The organism is Sunxiuqinia sp., assembly GCF_055140945.1.
Map to the genome: position 1 here is coordinate 68,646 of NZ_JBSQYS010000001.1, position 17,880 is coordinate 86,525.

Below are 17,880 nucleotides of genomic sequence, written 5' to 3' on the forward strand. Positions count from 1 at the left end.
TTTATGAATACGGTTCTTTAAAACAATAACTGGATTGGAATACGATTAGGACTCGTGATCGTCCATTTCGGTAGATTCAATCATTTTAAAAAGCATTTCCCGGGCACGAAACAATTGTGCTTTTACCGTACCAAGCGGCAAATCAAGTTCCTTGGCAATCTCTTCGTAAGAAAACTCCCGGAAGTACCTGAGCTCCACCAAGGTTCGGTAACGAGGCTTTAACTTATGAACGATGCGACGTAGCAAAATGGCTTTTTGAATGCGGATCAACTTCTCTTCCGGATCGGGATCTTTCGATTTCAACCTCACTGATTGCTCATTATCATTACCATCCTGGCTATTCTCAATCGAGACGTGAACTCCTTTCTTTTTACGCAAAAAATCGATGCAATTATTTGAGGCAATTTTAAAAAGCCACGTGCTAAATGCGTAACTCGGAGAATATTGATGAAGATTTTTAAAAGCTTTTCCAAATGCTTCAATGGTCAAATCTTCAGCATCACTTTTATTATTAACCATTTTCAGCAACATGAAATAAATGGCATCTTTGTATTTACTAAGAAGCTTTGCAAATGCTTTTTCATCCCCTTTTAGTGCGGATTCAACCAAGGCAAAATCTTGTTGAGCCTTATCTGATAAATTGGGGTTCAATTCCATTTATTACTTTTAATCCTTTTATCGTATAAATAAATTTCGAAAGCCCTGACAAAATACAGAACCGGCCGAACATAAACGTATGCTAACGAAGATAAAAAGATTTTCCTTTCCTGCAAATGGGTAGTCATTCTTTTAATGATAAAAATCTGGAGGCCGATTAAGACTACCATGGGAATTGAAACAAATAACCAATTTGCAGGTTCAGTAACCAACATCCAAGTCAACGATATCATTAAGGCTAGCTTGCCAAAGTCCTCAACCCATTGAATAAGGCGTTTTCCAAATCCAACTTGCTGATTCAAACGAATTTTCTTTTTCAACAATCCTGAAAAATCCCCCTTTTGATGAGTAGCATTCTCCCTGACAAAAGTTTCCGGTTCAATCGAAACATGTACTTTCTTCTTAAATCGGTCGTTAAAAATGAGCTCCAGGTTCCCAAAATGACAGTTCATTTTTCCGCGGAAACCCGACTGTTGAAAATAGACTGTCTTTTTAAAAAGAACGTTTGTATCATTAAAAAAGACAGGGATTCCAGCCAAAGAATAAGCTGCTGAATTTAAAAACGACAAGAAGCGCTCTATCCGAATCAGTTTATTGATGAATTTCTTCTGAGGGATGATGTTTGAATAGTTAATCAGAAAATCTGATTCGTCTGAAAGATCGTTCATCTTTTTAAGAAAGTTAGGATCAATCTCTCCAATATCAGGAGGCAACATAATCATCTGCTCCGAACTTGCTGCCTTCATGGCCAGGTTAATGGCCAGTTTTTCAGAAAAATTTGTTTCCTGATTGATCGAAGTAAATTTCAGCTTAGGAAATCTCTTAGCCAACTGAGCAACTTTTTGAATGGTGTTGTCTTCTGAAAAATCATCAACCAAAATAATTTCGAAATTAGAATAGTTCTGCTTCAGAAGCCGGGTTAAGACCTCTTCAATTTGCTCCTCCTCGTTACGCACACACATACAAATGCTCATCGGCATCTCAAGCAGCGTATCCGCAGTTCTTTTCTGAAACAGTAGCCTCAGATAGAAAAACAACAGAAAAAAGAGCTCAGTCAGAACCGAAAAAAAGAAAATAGCCGGAGCAATCCATTCCGTGCCTGTTCGGTCAAAGAAATCAAGAATCATATTTTGATTTTAACAGCAAAAATAACAATCGCGCAGACTATATAAACATCATTTTTAAACTATTTTAACTCGTACAGAAAACAGGTATTCTCTGGCCGTTTAACTTTTATGCCTATCTTTGAGCACTCAAAAATAAGTGCATGGATTTTACGCTTCATCATCAAGCAGTTAACAGCTGCGCCCGGGCAGGAACACTGGAGACGGGACATGGGAAAATTGAAACTCCGATTTTTATGCCGGTCGGAACGGCTGGGTCTGTAAAAGGCATTCATGTTAAGGATTTACACGAAGATATTCAAGCCCAGATTATCCTTGGAAATACTTATCATTTGTATTTGCGCCCCGGAACTGCAATTATTGAAGAAGCGGGCGGACTGCACAAATTTAACGGATGGAATGGCCCAATTTTAACCGACAGCGGTGGCTATCAGGTCTTTTCATTGGGCGATATTCGAAAACTCACGGAGGAAGGAGCAAAATTTCAGTCCCACATTGATGGCTCGCGTCATTTATTTACACCGGAAAGTGTCATTGACATTCAGCGAAAGATTGGAGCCGACATCATTATGGCTTTTGACGAATGCACACCCGGCGATGCTGAATATGATTACGCTAAAAAATCGCTGGAGCTCACCCAACGTTGGCTTGATCGTTGTGTAAACCAAATGGAAAAAACAAAACCGTTGTATGGACACACCCAATCGCTGTTTCCAATTGTGCAAGGAGCTGTTTATCCGGATTTGCGAGAAGCAGCGGCTAAATTTGTGACGAATATCCCAAGTGATGGATACGCCATTGGCGGCCTTTCGGTAGGTGAAACTGAACAAGATATGTACGCCATGATTGAAGTGGTTACGCCAATTCTGCCAAAGGAAAAGCCTCGTTACCTGATGGGAGTGGGAACTCCAATCAATATTTTGCAAGCCATTGACCGGGGTATTGATATGTTTGACTGCGTAATGCCAACCAGAAACGGTCGTAACGGGATGCTTTTCACAAAGAACGGACTGATCAATATAAAAAACAGAAAATGGGCCGATGATTTCTCTCCGATTGACGCAGATGGAACTTCTTTTGTAGACACGCAATATTCAAAGGCTTTTTTACGTCATCTAATTGTTTCCAGCGAAATGCTGGGATCTCAAATAGCCAGCCAACATAATCTGGCTTTTTATTTATGGTTGGTAAAAGAAGCCCGAAAGCAAATATTGGCGAACACGTTTAAAGATTGGAAAGAAGAAATGATACCGAAATTAGGAACCCGATTATAAATTCTCAGAAAAATTAGTGGTGGATATGAAAATATCAGGACTAAAGACAATTGACTTCTATATTATTAAGAAATTTCTGGGAACGTTCTTTTACGCTATTGCACTCATCATTAGTATTGCAATGGTGTTTGACATTTCTGAAAATCTGGATGAATTTATCTCAAAAGATGCGCCTTTAAACGCGATCGTCTTTGATTATTACATGAACTTCATCCCATTTTTTGCCAACCTATTCAGTTCGCTTTTTACCTTTATTGCTGTTATTTATTTCACCTCCAAAATGGCATACAATTCAGAGATTATTGCCATCCTGAGTAGTGGGGTTTCCTACCGGCGACTAATGCTTCCATACATGGTTGGCGCATTTATTATCGCTCTGTTTTCGTATACACTTGGCAACTATATCATTCCTCCTTCAAACAAAAAGCGAATCGATTTTCGGAATACGTACATCGATTCGAACCGCAGTTATAACGAACGAAATATTCACCGTCAAATATCACCCGGAGTTTATATATACATCAGCAGTTACAATACCTCGAGTGATGTCGGCCACCGGTTTACAATTGAGGAGTTTGCAGAAGGAAAACTAAAATCAAAGCTACAGGCCGACTATGTCAAATGGGATCGGGAAGAAAAAAAATGGGTGATACACAATTACGTCATCCGCGATTTTGATGGATACGAAGAAACTTTAACAACGGGCACAGAAATGGACTCAACGCTTAATATGTCGCCGGAAGATTACCGGGTTGTGAAAAACATTGTTGAAACGATGACACTCCCCAAGCTGAACGAAGAAATAAAAGACATGAAGCTACGAGGAGTAAACACCCTTGAATTTGAGATTGAAAAACACAAGCGACTTTCCGGGCCATTCTCTGCTTTTATACTTACATTAATCGGAGCATCGCTGGCATCCAGAAAAGTAAAAGGAGGTATTGGATTTCATTTAGGATTGGGAATTTTACTCGTATTCACATACATCATGTTTATGCAGATATCGACCGTTTTTGCACTTTCGGGGGCCGTCTCCCCTCCTTTGGCAGCTTGGATTCCGAACATGATTTTTGGAGCCTTGGCCGCTTATTTATACAAAATGGGAAGCCGATAAATGAACCTTCAAACCATTCAATTAATTGTTCAAAACCAAATTACAAGCCACACGTAAGCCCATAGGGTATAATGTTGTGAAATAATTCCTTGATGTGTGAAAAAGTTATAATTTTGACACTTCTTAAAAAGAAAAAAAATCAACTATTTTTCAAACTCCGGATTTTGCCGGAGCATTTTTTTTAATTAAAACTAAATGATATGTCGTTGAAACGGAATATCCTGGACCTTAGAAAAAGGAAAAGTGAAGTTCTCAAGGGTGGCGGAGAAAAAGCCATTGAGAAACAAGTTGCAATGGGGAAACTCACTGCCCGCGAACGTATTTTATACATCCTTGATGAGGGTTCATTTCACGAGTATGATCTGTTCGTTGAACATGTTGCACGCGATTTTGATATGGAAAATAAAAAATTGCATGGCGATGGTGTTATCATCGGAACAGGAACCATTCATGGTGCTCCCATCTGCATCTTTGCTCAAGACTTTACCGTTGCCGGTGGATCGCTGGGATTGATGCACGCACGTAAGATCACCAAAATTATGGACCACTCCTTGAAAATGCGAGTACCACTAATTGGAATCAACGATTCGGGTGGTGCCAGAATCCAGGAAGGTGTGAACTCACTGGCTGGGTATGGCGAAATTTTCTTCAGAAACACACTGGCCTCCGGTGTTATTCCACAAATTTCGGTTATTCTTGGCCCCTGCGCCGGTGGAGCAGTTTATTCTCCTGCATTAACCGACTTTGTTTTTGTGGTAAATAACATTTCAAAAATGTTTATCACAGGCCCAAGTGTTATTAAAACTGTTTTGGGTGAAGAAATTTCAATGGAAGCTTTGGGTGGAGCAAAAGTACATGCCGAAATTACCGGAAATGCTCATTTCTATGCCGAAAGTGAATTGGAATGTTTTGATCAAATCAAAAAGCTCATGGAATTTCTTCCATGGAACAATAAACAGAAGGCTACCAGAGTTGAGCCTGCCAATCCAAAGAGAAGAAAAAAAGTCGAGAATATCGTTCCAAGTGATCCTAAAATGCCTTATGACATTCGGGATATTATTGAGGCCATCACCGACAAATCCGAGTTCTTCGAAATCATGGAATTGTTTGCGCCAAATATTGTGATCGGGTTTGGACGACTAAATGGAGAAACTGTTGGTTTTGTTGCCAACCAGCCTAAAGTGCTAGCAGGTGTTTTGGATTGTGACAGTTCTGATAAAGCTGCTCGTTTTATTCGCTACTGTAACGCATTCAATATTCCAATTATCACTCTTGAAGATTTACCGGGCTACTTGCCGGGAGTTGATCAGGAGCATGCTGGAGTTATTCGTCACGGTGCAAAAATTCTATATGCATATAGTGAAGCTACCGTTCCTCGAATTACAGTTATTATTAGAAAAGCCTATGGAGGTGGTTACATTGCGATGAACTCACGCCACTTGCGTGCCGACTTTGTTTTCGCATGGCCTACTGCCGAGATTGCTGTTATGGGACCTGAGGGTGCTGCAAACATTGTATTCCGCAAAGAAATTGCCGAAGCAGAAGATCCGGACGCTATGCGCCAGATTAAAATTGATGAATACAAAGAAAAATTTGCTAACCCATATGTCGCTGCAGGTAAGGGATATATCGACGAAGTTATTGAGCCTGAAGATACACGCAAGATGCTCTTACATGCTTTACAGGTTTCTGCAAACAAATCGGTAATGGGACCAAACAAGAAGCACGGAATTCCACCGTTTTAATCGAAATTTTAATAGTATGGCTGAGAAAAAAGTTGAAGAAAAGCAATACGATACGATAATTGTACATAGTGCCGTATACAAGACAGAATATACGCAAAAGTACATCAATCGTCCAGTTTGGGAGTACCCAAATGAAAATCATGTTTTTTCTTTCATGCCGGGATCAATTATTGATGTTCACGTAAAACCCGGTGAGAAATTAAAAGAAGGCGACAGCCTTTTGATTTTGGAAGCAATGAAAATGCACAACAATGTACAAATGCCTTTTGATGGTAAAATTGTAAAGATACATGTTAAACCGGGACAAAAAATCCCGAAAAAACATTTGATGATAGAAATCAAACGATTATAACAAAAGAGAAGGGGCGAAAACCCCTTCTCTTTTTATTTTCTGTTTACCCGACACCAATTAAAATTTAACTAAAGTATCACTTCCAATACACATCATCATACATCCATTTTTCAATAGATAAACTCTTTTCGGTAGCTGGAGTTAAATCAATTAACCCATCATTCCAAAATGCTGCATCCACCATCCAACTTTCAATTTCCAGTTCTGGTTCAACTTCAACACTGCTTAATAAACCTGATGATTTTGCTTGAACTCCGGTTAAGACGACTACTGCAATTACTAAAACTAATTTCCCAAATTTTGTTTTCATAACCTTAAAACTTACTTGTTTGTGTTTCTAATTGTTTGCTGTTTTAATAGACTAACAAAAAGCACAACAGTTAAATCTCAAGATGTTAAAGTGTGTAAACAGCTTTGAATGAAGTCTAAAACACCAACTAAAGCTTCTGAATGAATAGCTGATAGCTCTCCAGAAAAGAAGACCGAATGGATTTTTTTTCGGCACGAAACAATCCAAATACAGCGGATCCACTACCCGACATTAACGAGAAAATCGCGCCCATGTCATATAGTTTCTGCTTAATTTCGCCAACCTCAGGATGTTCGCCGAACACATATTTTTCAAACTGGTTGGTTACATTACCCTGCCAACGGCGCATCGGAAATTTTGATAATGCCTTTAGCGATATGCGACTTTGAGCAGGACGAACATGCTGATATGCCTCGGCAGTAGAAACATGAACCGGAGGCTTTACAAGCACCAAATAATAGCCGGACAGATCAAGCGGAATCTCCTCCAGTCGTTCTCCCCTGCCCCTTGCAAAAGCAGGCTTTGGTTCAATAAAAAACGGACAATCGCTGCCTAATTTCAAAGCATAGTCCATTAGTTTCTGTTGGTCAAGTTTTAACTGAAATAAGTCATTTAACAATTTCAACATGTACGAAGCATCAGCCGATCCGCCGCCAAGTCCTGCTCCAACCGGAATATTTTTGTGTAAATGAATACGAACCGGCGGTAAGTCATAATCATCCTTTAGTAACCGATAAGCTTTCACTACGAGATTTGAGGTCGGATCTTCCTGCAAATCAATACCGGTAATGGTTATTTGAAACTCACTCGCATGCACAACCTCCAAGGCATCCTGGACAGGAACCGGATAAAAAATGGTTTCAAGGTTATGAAACCCGTCTGCCCGCTTCTCCGTGATCAGCAAGCCTAAATTTATTTTTGCAATGGGATAAACAATCATGGGTATAAAAAATGGCTGCTGTAAAGATACAAAACAGCAGCCATGTAATATCGATTATTGATAAGTTTCGATCGGATCGCAGGTACACATCAGATTGCGATCTCCATAAGCATCGTCAACACGTCCAACAGGAGGCCAGTACTTATTTTCAACCAAATAGGGTAAAGGAAACGCAGCTTGCTGACGAGTGTATGAGTGCTCCCATTTGTCTGCAACCACCGTTTCAGCAGTATGCGGTGCATTCTTCAACGGATTATCCACTTGATCAGATTCTCCTTTAATGATAGCCTGAATCTCTTTGTAAATTGACTTTAATGCAGAGATAAATCGGTCAAGCTCTTCTTTCGATTCACTTTCAGTTGGTTCAATCATCAACGTACCGTGTACGGGAAAAGACAAGGTTGGTGCGTGGAAGCCATAATCCATCAATCGTTTAGCGATATCCGCCTCAGTAATTCCTGAGTCAGCTTTAAAATGACGGCATTCTAAAATCATTTCATGAGCCACTCTGCCCTCTTCTCCAACATATAAAATTCCGTATGAATCTTTCAATTGGCTGGCGATATAGTTGGCATTTAATATAGCGATTTTCGTGGCCTGGGTCAATCCGTCGGCACCCAACATTTTGATGTAACCATACGTAATTGGCAGTACCGAAGCACTTCCCCAGGGAGCGGCCGAAACAGCTGAAATTCCCACATGTCCGTTATTCATCACCGGATGGGAGGGTAAAAAGTCGACCAGGTGTTCAGCCACAGCAATTGGCCCAACACCGGGGCCACCACCTCCATGTGGGATTGCAAATGTTTTATGCAGATTCAAGTGACAAACGTCTGCGCCAATACGCTTTGGATTGGTTAAGCCAACCTGCGCATTCATGTTGGCACCATCCATGTACACCTGCCCTCCATTTTGATGAATGATTTCACACATCTCAACGATTGATGCTTCAAAAACACCGTGCGTTGAAGGGTAAGTTACCATAAACGCCGACAGCGAATCTTTGAACTCTTCCGCTTTCTGCCGAAGTTCCTCCACATCAATATTTCCTTTTTCATCGCAAGGCACAACAACAACTTTCATTCCTGCCATCACTGCACTCGCCGGGTTTGTTCCGTGAGCCGAAGATGGAATCAGAACAACATTCCGTTGCTCATCACCTCTACTCAAGTGATATTCTCGGATTACCATTAAACCTGCATATTCGCCGGCTGCACCTGAGTTCGGCTGCAAACTAACATCTGAAAAACCAGTTATCTCGGCTAAATCACGGCGCAGTTCCTCCATCATTTCCTGATAACCACGCGCCTGGTTTTTGGGTACAAATGGATGAATGCTTCCAAACTCAAACCAACTTAATGGCAGCATTTCAGTAGCCGCATTCAGTTTCATCGTGCACGATCCCAATGGAATCATGGAGTGCGTCAGCGATATATCGCGATGTTCCAAGCGTTTAATGTACCGAAGCATTTCCGTTTCGGATCGGTATTTATTGAATACGTCCTGCTGCATGAAAGCAGAAGTTCGCAAAAAATCTTTATCGATATTGGCTTCTTCCGGATAATTTACAATGTTTGGATAAGATCTATTTGCCGCTTTGGCAAACACTTCTATCATCCAGTTGATATCATCTAGATTGGTTGTTTCGTCAATACTCAGTCCAACTTCTCCATTTTCCAGGTAGCGGAAATTCATTTCCAGCTCGTGCGACAACCATTCAATATCTTCACGTTTTACGTGTTTTGGCAACGCAAATCGAATGGTATCAAAGTAATTGGCATTGAGTTGCTGATAACCAAGCGCAGTAATTTCGTTATCGAGTAAAACAGCAATGCAATGCACCCGGTCAGCAATCGCACGAATTCCTTCCGGTCCGTGATAAACACCATAAAACCCAGCCATTGTTGCCAAAAGTGCTTGCGCCGTGCAAATATTTGATGTTGCACGCTCCCTCTTAATATGTTGCTCACGAGTTTGCAAAGCCATTCGCAAAGCATGGTTGCCATGTTTATCTTTTGAAACACCAATGATACGTCCCGGCATATTTCGTTTGAAATCAGCACGAGCAGCAAAAAATGCCGCATGTGGACCCCCATATCCCATGGGTACTCCAAAGCGTTGCGAGTTTCCAAAAACCACATCGGCACCCCATTCTCCCGGAGGAGTCAGTAAGGAAAGGCCTAGCAAGTCGGTTGCCACAGCAACCTTTGCATCAACGGCATGCGCTTGTTCAACCAAATCAGCATAGGACAAAATTTCGCCATCTGAATTTGGGTACTGAACAATCACCCCAATGATATTTTCATCAAACGAAAAGTCAGAAGCTTTCCCAATTTTCAAATCAATATCTAATGGAGTTGCCCGCGTTTGCAATACATCGAGCGTTTGAGGCCAAATGTGCTTATCAACAAGAACCACGCTGGCACCAGCTTTCGCTTTTGCCCGTGATCGGGAGTTAAACATCAATACCATAGCTTCTGCCGCAGCGGTAGCTTCATCAAGTAATGACGCATTGGCCAATTCCATGCCGGTTAATTCACAAACCATGGTTTGGTAATTCAACAAGGCTTCCAGCCGACCTTGTGAAATTTCAGCCTGATACGGAGTATATGAAGTGTACCACACCGGATTTTCCAACACATTCCGAAGAACTACAGCTGGAGTAATGGTGTCGTAATAGCCCATTCCAATGTAGGTATTAAAGACCTTATTCATTTTAGCCAGATCGTGAATCCGGCGGTAATATTTTCGTTCAGTTAAGCCATCAGCTAACTGAAGTGGTTCCTCCATCCGGATGTTTGCAGGCACCGCCTGATCAATCAGTTCATCCAAAGAAGATACACCAATGGCCTCCAGCATAGCTATTATATCCGAATCACGAGGCCCAATATGACGGACTACAAATTTATCACTTCCCATGTTTTGTATGTATTTCTGAAATTTGAGACAATACTATATAGAAGATGCGGATAAAAAAATGATTTTTATCCGTTTACAAAGCTCTTATTAGTCAATAAGAAAGGGGTTGTTCTCCTTCTCAAACCCAATGCTCGTTTCGGGACCATGCCCACTGTAAACTACTGTTTCGCCGGGGAGTAAAAACAACTTGGTTTTAATGTTGCTTATCAGCTGCTCGAAATTACCTTTTGGAAGATCGGTGCGACCAATGCTTCCGTAAAACAGGACGTCGCCTGCCAGCATAAACTGCTGACTCGGCTGATGCAAAACTACGTGACCCGGAGCGTGACCCGGAACATGAATAACATCCAGGGTTGATTCACCAAAAGTAACCTGGTCTCCCTCGTTCAAGAAGTGGTCTGCCGGATCAACAGGTTCCACGGGAACTCCAAACCGATCGCCACTCGCCACAATGCCCGCTACTAAAAAGGCATCTTCTTCGTGCGCATAAAAAGGAATATTATACTTTGCCCGGCAATGGTTGATTCCCAAAATATGGTCGAAATGACAATGGGTATTCACCAACTTAACCGGTTTTAGTTGGTTCTCTGCTATAAATTTATCCAATTCCTGACATTCATAATCAAAGAAACACCCTGCGTCAACAATAATACATTCCTTGGTGTCATCGTAAAGTATGTAGGTATTTTCCTGGATTGGATTGAATGTAAACTTTTTAACTTGAATCATTTTACTATTAGTTTGTTGTTCCCTTTAACATCGGAACAAAAACAAATGTTCCGTGCTTTTCCTTTTCAAATTCATCTTCGGAAACCCGGGTAACTTTGTACATAATCTGTTTTTCTGTTGGCCCTATTGGTGCTACCAAAACGCCTCCAATCCGAAGCTGCATCAACAAGTCCTGAGGAATCATCGGTGCTCCGGCGGTAATTATAATTTTATCGAAAGGCCCATAAGTGGGCAGTCCCTTGTAGCCGTCGCCAAAAAAGAATTTGGGGTGGTACCCCAGTTCTGGCAACAGCACCTGCACTTTCAGGAACAACTCCCGCTGACGTTCGATGGTGTAAACCTGAGCTCCCATTTCAACCAAAACGGCTGCCTGATAACCACTTCCGGTGCCCACTTCCAGTGTTTTTTCGTTGGGCTGAATATCAAGCAATTGAGATTGAAAAGCAACTGTATATGGCTGAGATATTGTTTGGCCGGCACCAATCGGGAAAGCCTGGTCTTTGTATGCAAACTGAATAAAGCTGCTATCCATAAATAAATGGCGTGGAACTTTGGCAATGGCATCCAATACCCGTTGATCCCGGACTCCTTTTATTCGAATGCCATCGATTAAGCGTTTTCGTAAGCCCTGATGTCTTAAACTGTCGCGGGAATCCATCTGTTTTTAGTTTTTTTGTAAAAATAGTTCAAAATGCTTGTTTCGCGCAACGCTGAATACTCAACATTATCAACAAAAAGCGTTGAAAAGTTCTGGCATTTTGAGCCCATTAAAATAGCTTTTTATTTCTAATTTGCAGCTATGATCAGAATCGGAATTCTTTCAAAGGTGGCTTCGCCATCAGCATCAATAAAGTTGATCCAACATTTTAAAAGTTTCAAGATTACCGGAATTGTGGATGACATTGTAAGTCAAGACAATAGTCACCAGAAATATACCATTGAAGAACTGATTACCAATTCGGATGCTTGTTATATTGATGTTGACCAGCCTTCTTTTGATTTAATTCAAATGGGAATCAAAAAGAGTAATCATCTTTTTTTACGATCTGTTCCGGCACTGTCAATCTACGAAACCCGTCAACTAATTAACTTGGTGAACGAAGCCGGGACATGTCTGATGATCTTCAATCCGCTCACCTATGTCAGTGAAAATATTCAAATTCTGGATCATTTAACCAAGCTCAAGCTAATTAGCATCAGGCTCAAACTTGATCCGGAGGAATTTGAAAAACAGTTTCTAAGCCTCTTGCTTTATCTCAAAACCATTGAAAAGAGCGAAATTAAACGAATTGATGTTTTTGCGCTAGAAGGAGAAAACCAATTGAGCCTAATTAATTTGCGGATTTCGTTCTCGACCGGCTCAATTGCCCAAATTGACCTGAGCGAAAAATTCAGCAGCAAGCACTCGTTTATTGAGATTTTTCAAAATGATGAGTCAATTATCTCATTGCCTTCCAACCATATCGAAAATCGTGCGATCCAGAGCACGGAAAAGAATGCCCTTCAGAATTTCATTCATTCCATTCAGAAAAATCCGGCTATTATTATATCACTTAGCGAGTTAGAAGAAGCTTTGACATCGTTAAATGAAATCAAGGATAAATTAAAGTACCTGAACAATACACCCTTGACGTAAAAAGCCTATTTTTGCCGCAATAAATAAGGTGTTTTGTCGTTTTCGAACTACTAAACACTGAAGAATTGACCAGACAAAACTCCGCTTTCTAATGAGCAAGAAGGTACAAGTTGCCAAGTACTTATTTTTTGACTTGTTTGCAGCAGCTGCAAGCTGGATTCTGTTTTACATTTACCGTAAGCTTTATATTGAACCTCAATATTTCGGAACAGACGTTCCGCTTGAGTTTAATAATCGTTTTTTTCTGGGCCTAATTATTATACCGGCATTGTGGATTTTGTTTTACTACATTACCGGCTACTACAGTAATATTTATCGCAAATCAAGATTAATTGAACTGGGGCAAACCTTTTTGACTTCGCTGGTTGGTGTTGTAATAATCTTTTTTGCACTGATGCTGGACGACTTTATCGGCTCGTATAAAAACTACTACAGTTTATTCCTCACGCTTTTGGGGCTTCATTTTGGCTTAACCTATATTTTTCGCTTAATACAAACCAGTCGGATTATTCATCGGATTCATAATCGGAAGTTTGGATTTAACACACTATTAGTTGGCGGAGATGAGAAAGCTTTAAAAATATACAAGGAGTTAAACACCCAAATTCGACCTGCCGGGTACAAATTTATCGGCTTTTTAAGTGTTGATGAAAGCGAACAATACCCGCTGGAGAAGCATTTACCGAAGCTAGGTTCAATTTATGAGTTTTCAGGAATTACCGATAAATACGATGTGGAAGAAGTGGTCATCGCCATTGAATCAGCTCAACACGAGTTACTGTCGTCGATTTTAACCAGATTACAAAGTCGAACTTTGACCATCTGGGGAATTCCCGACCTCTTTGACCTGCTCTCGGGCAATACAAAGACGAACGGCATTTTTAGCAGCCCACTTTTAAAAATCTCAAACGGCATCATGTCGGCCTGGCAAGCCAATATGAAACGATTGATCGATGTTAGCTTTTCAATTCTGGCAATCATCATTTTTCTTCCGGCTTTCTTGCTTATTGGCCTACTCATAAAGCTGGAGAATAAGGGACCGGTTTTATACACGCAAAAGCGTATTGGACGATTCGGCAAGCCATTTACAATTTACAAGTTTCGCACCATGATTCATAATGCAGAGACGAATGGCCCAAAATTATCCAGCCATCACGATGATCGGATAACAAAAATTGGACAGTTTCTACGGCGAACCCATTTGGATGAAATACCGCAATTTTACAATGTCATTATAGGCGAAATGTCGTTGGTTGGACCTCGCCCAGAACGTAAATATTTCATTGACCAGCTTGTTAAAATAGCACCGCACTATACGCACCTGCATAAAATAAGGCCTGGCATTACATCGTGGGGGCAAGTTAAATATGGCTACGCTTCGACACTGAATGAAATGCTTGAACGGCTTCCATACGACATGGTTTACCTCAAAAACATCTCTTTGTATATCGATTTTAAAATACTCATCTATACGGCCATAGCTTGCTTTAAAGGAGACGGCAAGTAGTTAATTGGTGAAACCGAAGAACAACATATTTTAAAACAGCAAAACAAGTCTGAAAGCAATTTACAAACAAATGAATTTTAGATACTTTTCATTTTCTAAATTCAAACCAGATTGCAGCAAGTTTTTTTTTTTTAGAGATGCGCTTTTTATGACAATTGATATTCATCTAAAACATGGTATTCAGCTCCGGAAGGCTTTAAAACACTCTCATAAAAAATAACTCGATCCGCCTTTATTTCCTGAGTCGGTATTTCCCTGTATTTATCAACGACATGATAAAAATTAGAAAGATCTTTAATTTCCTTTAGTCGTGCCAATGTTAAATGCGGAGTAAACTTTTTGTTCGAAGAAATACCTTTCTCATTCAACCTTTTCTGAATGGTGCCGGACAAACAAACAAAATCTTCAACGCGATCTAAATTGAAAAATAACACAGAAGGATTTCCCCGGTGTTTGAAAAAATCAACCTGATACAATTTGAAAACAAAAGCTCTTTTTTTGGAGCAAACCTCATCCAAAATCAATTTCACGATTTCTATCTGATCTGGCTGAAGATCACCCAGAAATCGCAAGGTAATATGAAAGTTATTTTCAGGCACCCACCGAATTCGGTCACTTTCCAGTTCGTCTTTCAGTTCTTGAAAAACACGACTAAGATCAGAACTTAATTCAACGTTTATTGCAATAAAAACACGCTTCGATTTCATCATCAACCACCATTGTTTTATATGATACCAGCTTCAATTTTAAAAATAATTTGCTCAATCAGAATATCCTCCTCAACCGGATCATATTCATCCTTTAAATTGTTTCCAAAAATCCGAGCCACACCCTGCCAAAAAAAGGCGACCAATCCTCCTTTTAAATCTTTGATTAACTCATAAGAGGTATGCCCGGTTTCCCGATCAATCAGTTTGATCAAGATCCGACCTTCAGAAATCGACAGCTTTTTCAACTCATCGCCGTATTCATCAAACAACTCTTCCTCAACCTTCTTGATGTATTTTTTTTGCTCGCGCCTGCTTTCGGCTGCTAAATATTCATCCTCATATTTTTTAAGTAACTCGGCTGCCTTTTGAGCATAGGGATATACTTTTTTTACTTTCCGTTCAAGTCGATAATAACGTCGCTCCCGCCTTTTCGACTTAAAAACAATTTTTGGATACACGGATATCGTTTGTAAATCCTGATGCGGCAGCGTATCTCCATTCTCTTCAATTCCTTCCAGAAAATGAAGTGTATCAGGTTCCTGTCCGAATCCAAACCCAGACAAAATCAAAACAAATATGGAGGTAATCAACAGCTGTTTCATCATTCAAAATACGAAGATAATCACATGTTATTTAACCTGAAATGAATCATAGAAGTTTCAGATTATCTTCCGGTTTAGAGTTGCTATATTTGTGCCAAACTTAAGAAAGGGGTTAATGATGTCTGAAAGACTAAAAGTAAACGTAACTTCAGAGTTTGGGGAACTCGAAGGCGTTATTGTACATACACCGGGGCTCGAAGTAGAGGAAATGACACCGGAAACTGCTAAGCGGGCACTGTATAGCGATATACTGAATCTGGCTGTTGCCGGAAAAGAATACCAGCAACTAAAAGGCGTGCTATCAAAAGTTAGTCGCTGCTTTGAAGTGAAGGATTTATTAGGCGATGTTTTGACGAATGATACGGCACGCAGCAGCTTATTGCAGGAGATTTGCCACACTGAAGGAGCTTTGGATATTCTTCCTTCATTACAGGAAATCAATGCTGACGAACTAGCGAAGCAACTCATTCAGGGGGTTCCGATAAAGCGAGACAATCTGACCCGGTATTTAAGCCAAGAGCGTTTCAGTCTGGCACCTTTGCACAATTTCCTGTTTACCCGCGATGCATCCATGTCGTTTCGGGATGAAGTTGTGATTGGCAAGATGGCCAATAAAGTGCGCGATCGGGAAGCTTTGATTATGGAAGCCATCTTTAATCATCATCCATTGCTGGAAGCCAAAACACTGAACCCACTTCAAACAAACCAATTAAACTCAAGTCCGGAAATTATGATTGAAGGTGGCGATTTTCAGGTTGCCCGCGAAGATGTTCTTGTCATTGGAACCGGTCTCAGGACCAGCACCACCGGCATCGACTTTATTCTGGAACAAATTCAATCGAAGAAGGAAAAAATTAGACACGTTATTGTACAGGAACTGCCCGATACGCCGGAATCTTTCATTCATCTGGATATGGTTTTTACCTTTTTAGACCGCGACACCTGCATGGTATACGAACCGCTCATCCTGGGAACTAATCGGTATCACACGATTCATATCCAAATTGAAAACGGGAAGGTTTCACATATTACTGAAAGAAAAAACCTGCCAAAAGCACTAAAAAAACTAGGCATTGACTTAAAGCCGGTGCAATGTGGTGGCAGTAAAGATATCTGGACACAGGAACGCGAACAATGGCATAGCGGGGCTAATTTCTTTGCCATCGCTCCAGGCCAGGTTATTGGCTACGAACGTAATGTAAACACCGTAGAGGAACTCAACAAATACGGATTTGAAGTTATAAAAGCGAAAGATTTTATAAACGGAAATGCAGAAATTACGAAAGGCCAAAAATGTGTCATAACCATTGCCGGTTCGGAGCTTGCACGCGGTGGAGGTGGCGCCCGATGTATGACCATGCCCTTCCGCCGAAAACCACTTGAATGGTAGTTAATTATGCGAAAACTTAGAACAAACGAACTTGACCGGATTAGCACCGAAGAATACAAGCGAACAACAAAAACGCCCCTAATTGTTGTGCTCGATAATATTCGGAGCTGCAACAACATCGGATCAGTTTTTCGTACCTCCGATGCCTTGCTAATTGAAGGAATTCATTTATGTGGCATAACGGCAACTCCTCCGAATAAAGAAATTCATAAAACGGCACTGGACGCCGAAAAGTCGGTTCCGTGGACTTACTTTGAGCGAACAGAAGATTCGGTACAAAAGTTAAAAGCCGAAGGATACCAAGTTTTTGCCATTGAGCAAGTTGAAAAGAGTGTAATGCTTCCTGATTTTAAAGTTAAAGAAACTGATCGTCTGGCATTGGTTTTTGGGAACGAGGTGAAAGGTGTTCAGCAACAAGTTGTAAATATATGCGATGGAGCCATTGAAATTCCACAATTTGGTATCAAGCATTCATTCAACATTTCGGTGAGTGCCGGCATTGTTTTATGGGATTTATTTAAAAAATTCCGTTATTAACGAATCGCTGTCAAAAAAAGAAGACATAAAAAAGCGGCCTCATGTGAAGCCGCTTTTCATTTTTACGCAGAGTGTTATTTCTTTTTCTTCTTTGAAACAAAATAAATACCGGCGCCAACAATCACCACTGCAGCTATAACTACAATTGTCACTGTCTGGCTGTCCTTGGCTTCCTCATTCTCCTCGTAAAAAACCGGATCCATATCGTCAATCGATAAGGTATCTTCCATTTCAAATAAATCATCTTCTTGCTCCTGAGCAAGTGCCGGACTCATTCCGCCCACTGCCAACATACCAAAAAGCGTCAAAATCATGAATAATTTTTTCATTGTAT

18 protein-coding genes are annotated in these 17,880 nt (G+C 40.6%); 8 read left to right on the forward strand and 10 right to left on the reverse strand.

The window, feature by feature from the left end; translation table 11 throughout:
* Positions 1–45: 45 nt before the first annotated feature.
* Positions 46–657, reverse strand: coding sequence for an RNA polymerase sigma factor (locus tag ACTB00_RS00260; protein WP_463297943.1), 612 nt, complete (start codon positions 655–657; stop codon positions 46–48).
* The gene (locus ACTB00_RS00265; protein ID WP_463297944.1) at positions 648–1,784 is read right to left on the reverse strand and encodes a glycosyltransferase; all 1,137 of its coding nucleotides are present in this window, start codon (positions 1,782–1,784) and stop codon (positions 648–650) included. The genes ACTB00_RS00260 and ACTB00_RS00265 overlap by 10 nt, the downstream gene beginning before the upstream one ends.
* 140 nt (positions 1,785–1,924) lie before the next feature.
* Between ACTB00_RS00265 and tgt the strand changes: the two genes are divergently transcribed.
* The 4 genes from tgt (at position 1,925) to ACTB00_RS00285 (ending at position 6,266) form a co-directional block, all read left to right on the forward strand.
* The gene (gene tgt, locus ACTB00_RS00270; protein WP_463297945.1) at positions 1,925–3,055 is read left to right on the forward strand and encodes a tRNA guanosine(34) transglycosylase Tgt; all 1,131 of its coding nucleotides are present in this window, start codon (positions 1,925–1,927) and stop codon (positions 3,053–3,055) included.
* Positions 3,056–3,080: 25 nt separating this feature from the next.
* Positions 3,081–4,169, forward strand: a complete 1,089-nt coding sequence (locus ACTB00_RS00275) for an LptF/LptG family permease (protein ID WP_463297946.1) — start codon at positions 3,081–3,083, stop codon at positions 4,167–4,169.
* A gap of 200 nt (positions 4,170–4,369) precedes the next feature.
* Positions 4,370–5,914 (forward strand): acyl-CoA carboxylase subunit beta, encoded by a 1,545-nt coding sequence (locus tag ACTB00_RS00280; RefSeq protein ID WP_159522537.1) that lies wholly within the window; start codon positions 4,370–4,372, stop codon positions 5,912–5,914.
* Between the two features lie 16 nt (positions 5,915–5,930).
* The gene (locus tag ACTB00_RS00285) at positions 5,931–6,266 is read left to right on the forward strand and encodes a biotin/lipoyl-containing protein (protein WP_463297947.1); all 336 of its coding nucleotides are present in this window, start codon (positions 5,931–5,933) and stop codon (positions 6,264–6,266) included.
* Between the two features lie 76 nt (positions 6,267–6,342).
* On the opposite strand, the gene ACTB00_RS00290 is transcribed toward ACTB00_RS00285, so the two are convergent.
* The 5 genes from ACTB00_RS00290 to ACTB00_RS00310 form a co-directional block, all read right to left on the reverse strand.
* A complete protein-coding gene (locus ACTB00_RS00290; protein WP_463297948.1) occupies positions 6,343–6,576 on the reverse strand; it encodes a hypothetical protein in 234 nt (77 codons plus the stop codon).
* 127 nt (positions 6,577–6,703) lie between these two features.
* A complete protein-coding gene (ispE, locus tag ACTB00_RS00295; protein WP_463297949.1) occupies positions 6,704–7,516 on the reverse strand; it encodes a 4-(cytidine 5'-diphospho)-2-C-methyl-D-erythritol kinase in 813 nt (270 codons plus the stop codon).
* A 54-nt stretch (positions 7,517–7,570) separates the two neighbouring features.
* Positions 7,571–10,435, reverse strand: coding sequence for an aminomethyl-transferring glycine dehydrogenase (gene gcvP, locus ACTB00_RS00300; protein WP_463297950.1), 2,865 nt, complete (start codon positions 10,433–10,435; stop codon positions 7,571–7,573).
* An 87-nt stretch (positions 10,436–10,522) separates the two neighbouring features.
* Positions 10,523–11,164, reverse strand: coding sequence for an MBL fold metallo-hydrolase (locus ACTB00_RS00305; protein ID WP_463297951.1), 642 nt, complete (start codon positions 11,162–11,164; stop codon positions 10,523–10,525).
* Positions 11,165–11,171: 7 nt separating this feature from the next.
* On the reverse strand, positions 11,172–11,822 hold the full coding sequence (locus ACTB00_RS00310; RefSeq protein ID WP_463297952.1) for a protein-L-isoaspartate(D-aspartate) O-methyltransferase: 651 nt from the start codon (positions 11,820–11,822) through the stop codon (positions 11,172–11,174).
* Positions 11,823–11,963: 141 nt separating this feature from the next.
* Here ACTB00_RS00310 and ACTB00_RS00315 point away from each other — a divergent pair, with 141 nt between their 5' ends.
* Positions 11,964–12,800 carry a hypothetical protein gene (locus ACTB00_RS00315; RefSeq protein ID WP_463297953.1) on the forward strand — a complete coding sequence of 279 codons (837 nt, stop codon included), beginning with the start codon at positions 11,964–11,966 and terminating at the stop codon, positions 12,798–12,800.
* A 91-nt stretch (positions 12,801–12,891) separates the two neighbouring features.
* A complete protein-coding gene (locus ACTB00_RS00320) occupies positions 12,892–14,307 on the forward strand; it encodes a sugar transferase (protein WP_463297954.1) in 1,416 nt (471 codons plus the stop codon).
* 146 nt (positions 14,308–14,453) lie between these two features.
* Here ACTB00_RS00320 and thpR read toward each other — a convergent pair whose 3' ends face one another.
* Together thpR and ACTB00_RS00330 are read right to left on the reverse strand one after the other, a co-directional pair.
* Complete coding sequence (gene thpR, locus ACTB00_RS00325; protein WP_463297955.1) at positions 14,454–15,017, reverse strand: RNA 2',3'-cyclic phosphodiesterase; 564 nt, start codon at positions 15,015–15,017, stop codon at positions 14,454–14,456.
* 14 nt (positions 15,018–15,031) lie between these two features.
* Positions 15,032–15,622 (reverse strand): DUF4294 domain-containing protein, encoded by a 591-nt coding sequence (locus ACTB00_RS00330; protein WP_463297956.1) that lies wholly within the window; start codon positions 15,620–15,622, stop codon positions 15,032–15,034.
* Positions 15,623–15,734: 112 nt separating this feature from the next.
* On the opposite strand from ACTB00_RS00330, the gene ACTB00_RS00335 reads away from it, so the two are divergent.
* Both ACTB00_RS00335 and ACTB00_RS00340 read left to right on the forward strand, forming a co-directional pair.
* Positions 15,735–17,009, forward strand: a complete 1,275-nt coding sequence (locus ACTB00_RS00335) for an arginine deiminase (RefSeq protein WP_463297957.1) — start codon at positions 15,735–15,737, stop codon at positions 17,007–17,009.
* A 6-nt stretch (positions 17,010–17,015) separates the two neighbouring features.
* The gene (locus tag ACTB00_RS00340; RefSeq protein ID WP_463297958.1) at positions 17,016–17,546 is read left to right on the forward strand and encodes an RNA methyltransferase; all 531 of its coding nucleotides are present in this window, start codon (positions 17,016–17,018) and stop codon (positions 17,544–17,546) included.
* Between the two features lie 74 nt (positions 17,547–17,620).
* On the opposite strand, the gene ACTB00_RS00345 is transcribed toward ACTB00_RS00340, so the two are convergent.
* Positions 17,621–17,875: an LPXTG cell wall anchor domain-containing protein gene (locus tag ACTB00_RS00345; RefSeq protein ID WP_463297959.1), complete on the reverse strand. Its 255-nt coding sequence runs from the start codon at positions 17,873–17,875 to the stop codon at positions 17,621–17,623.
* Positions 17,876–17,880 lie beyond the last annotated feature (5 nt).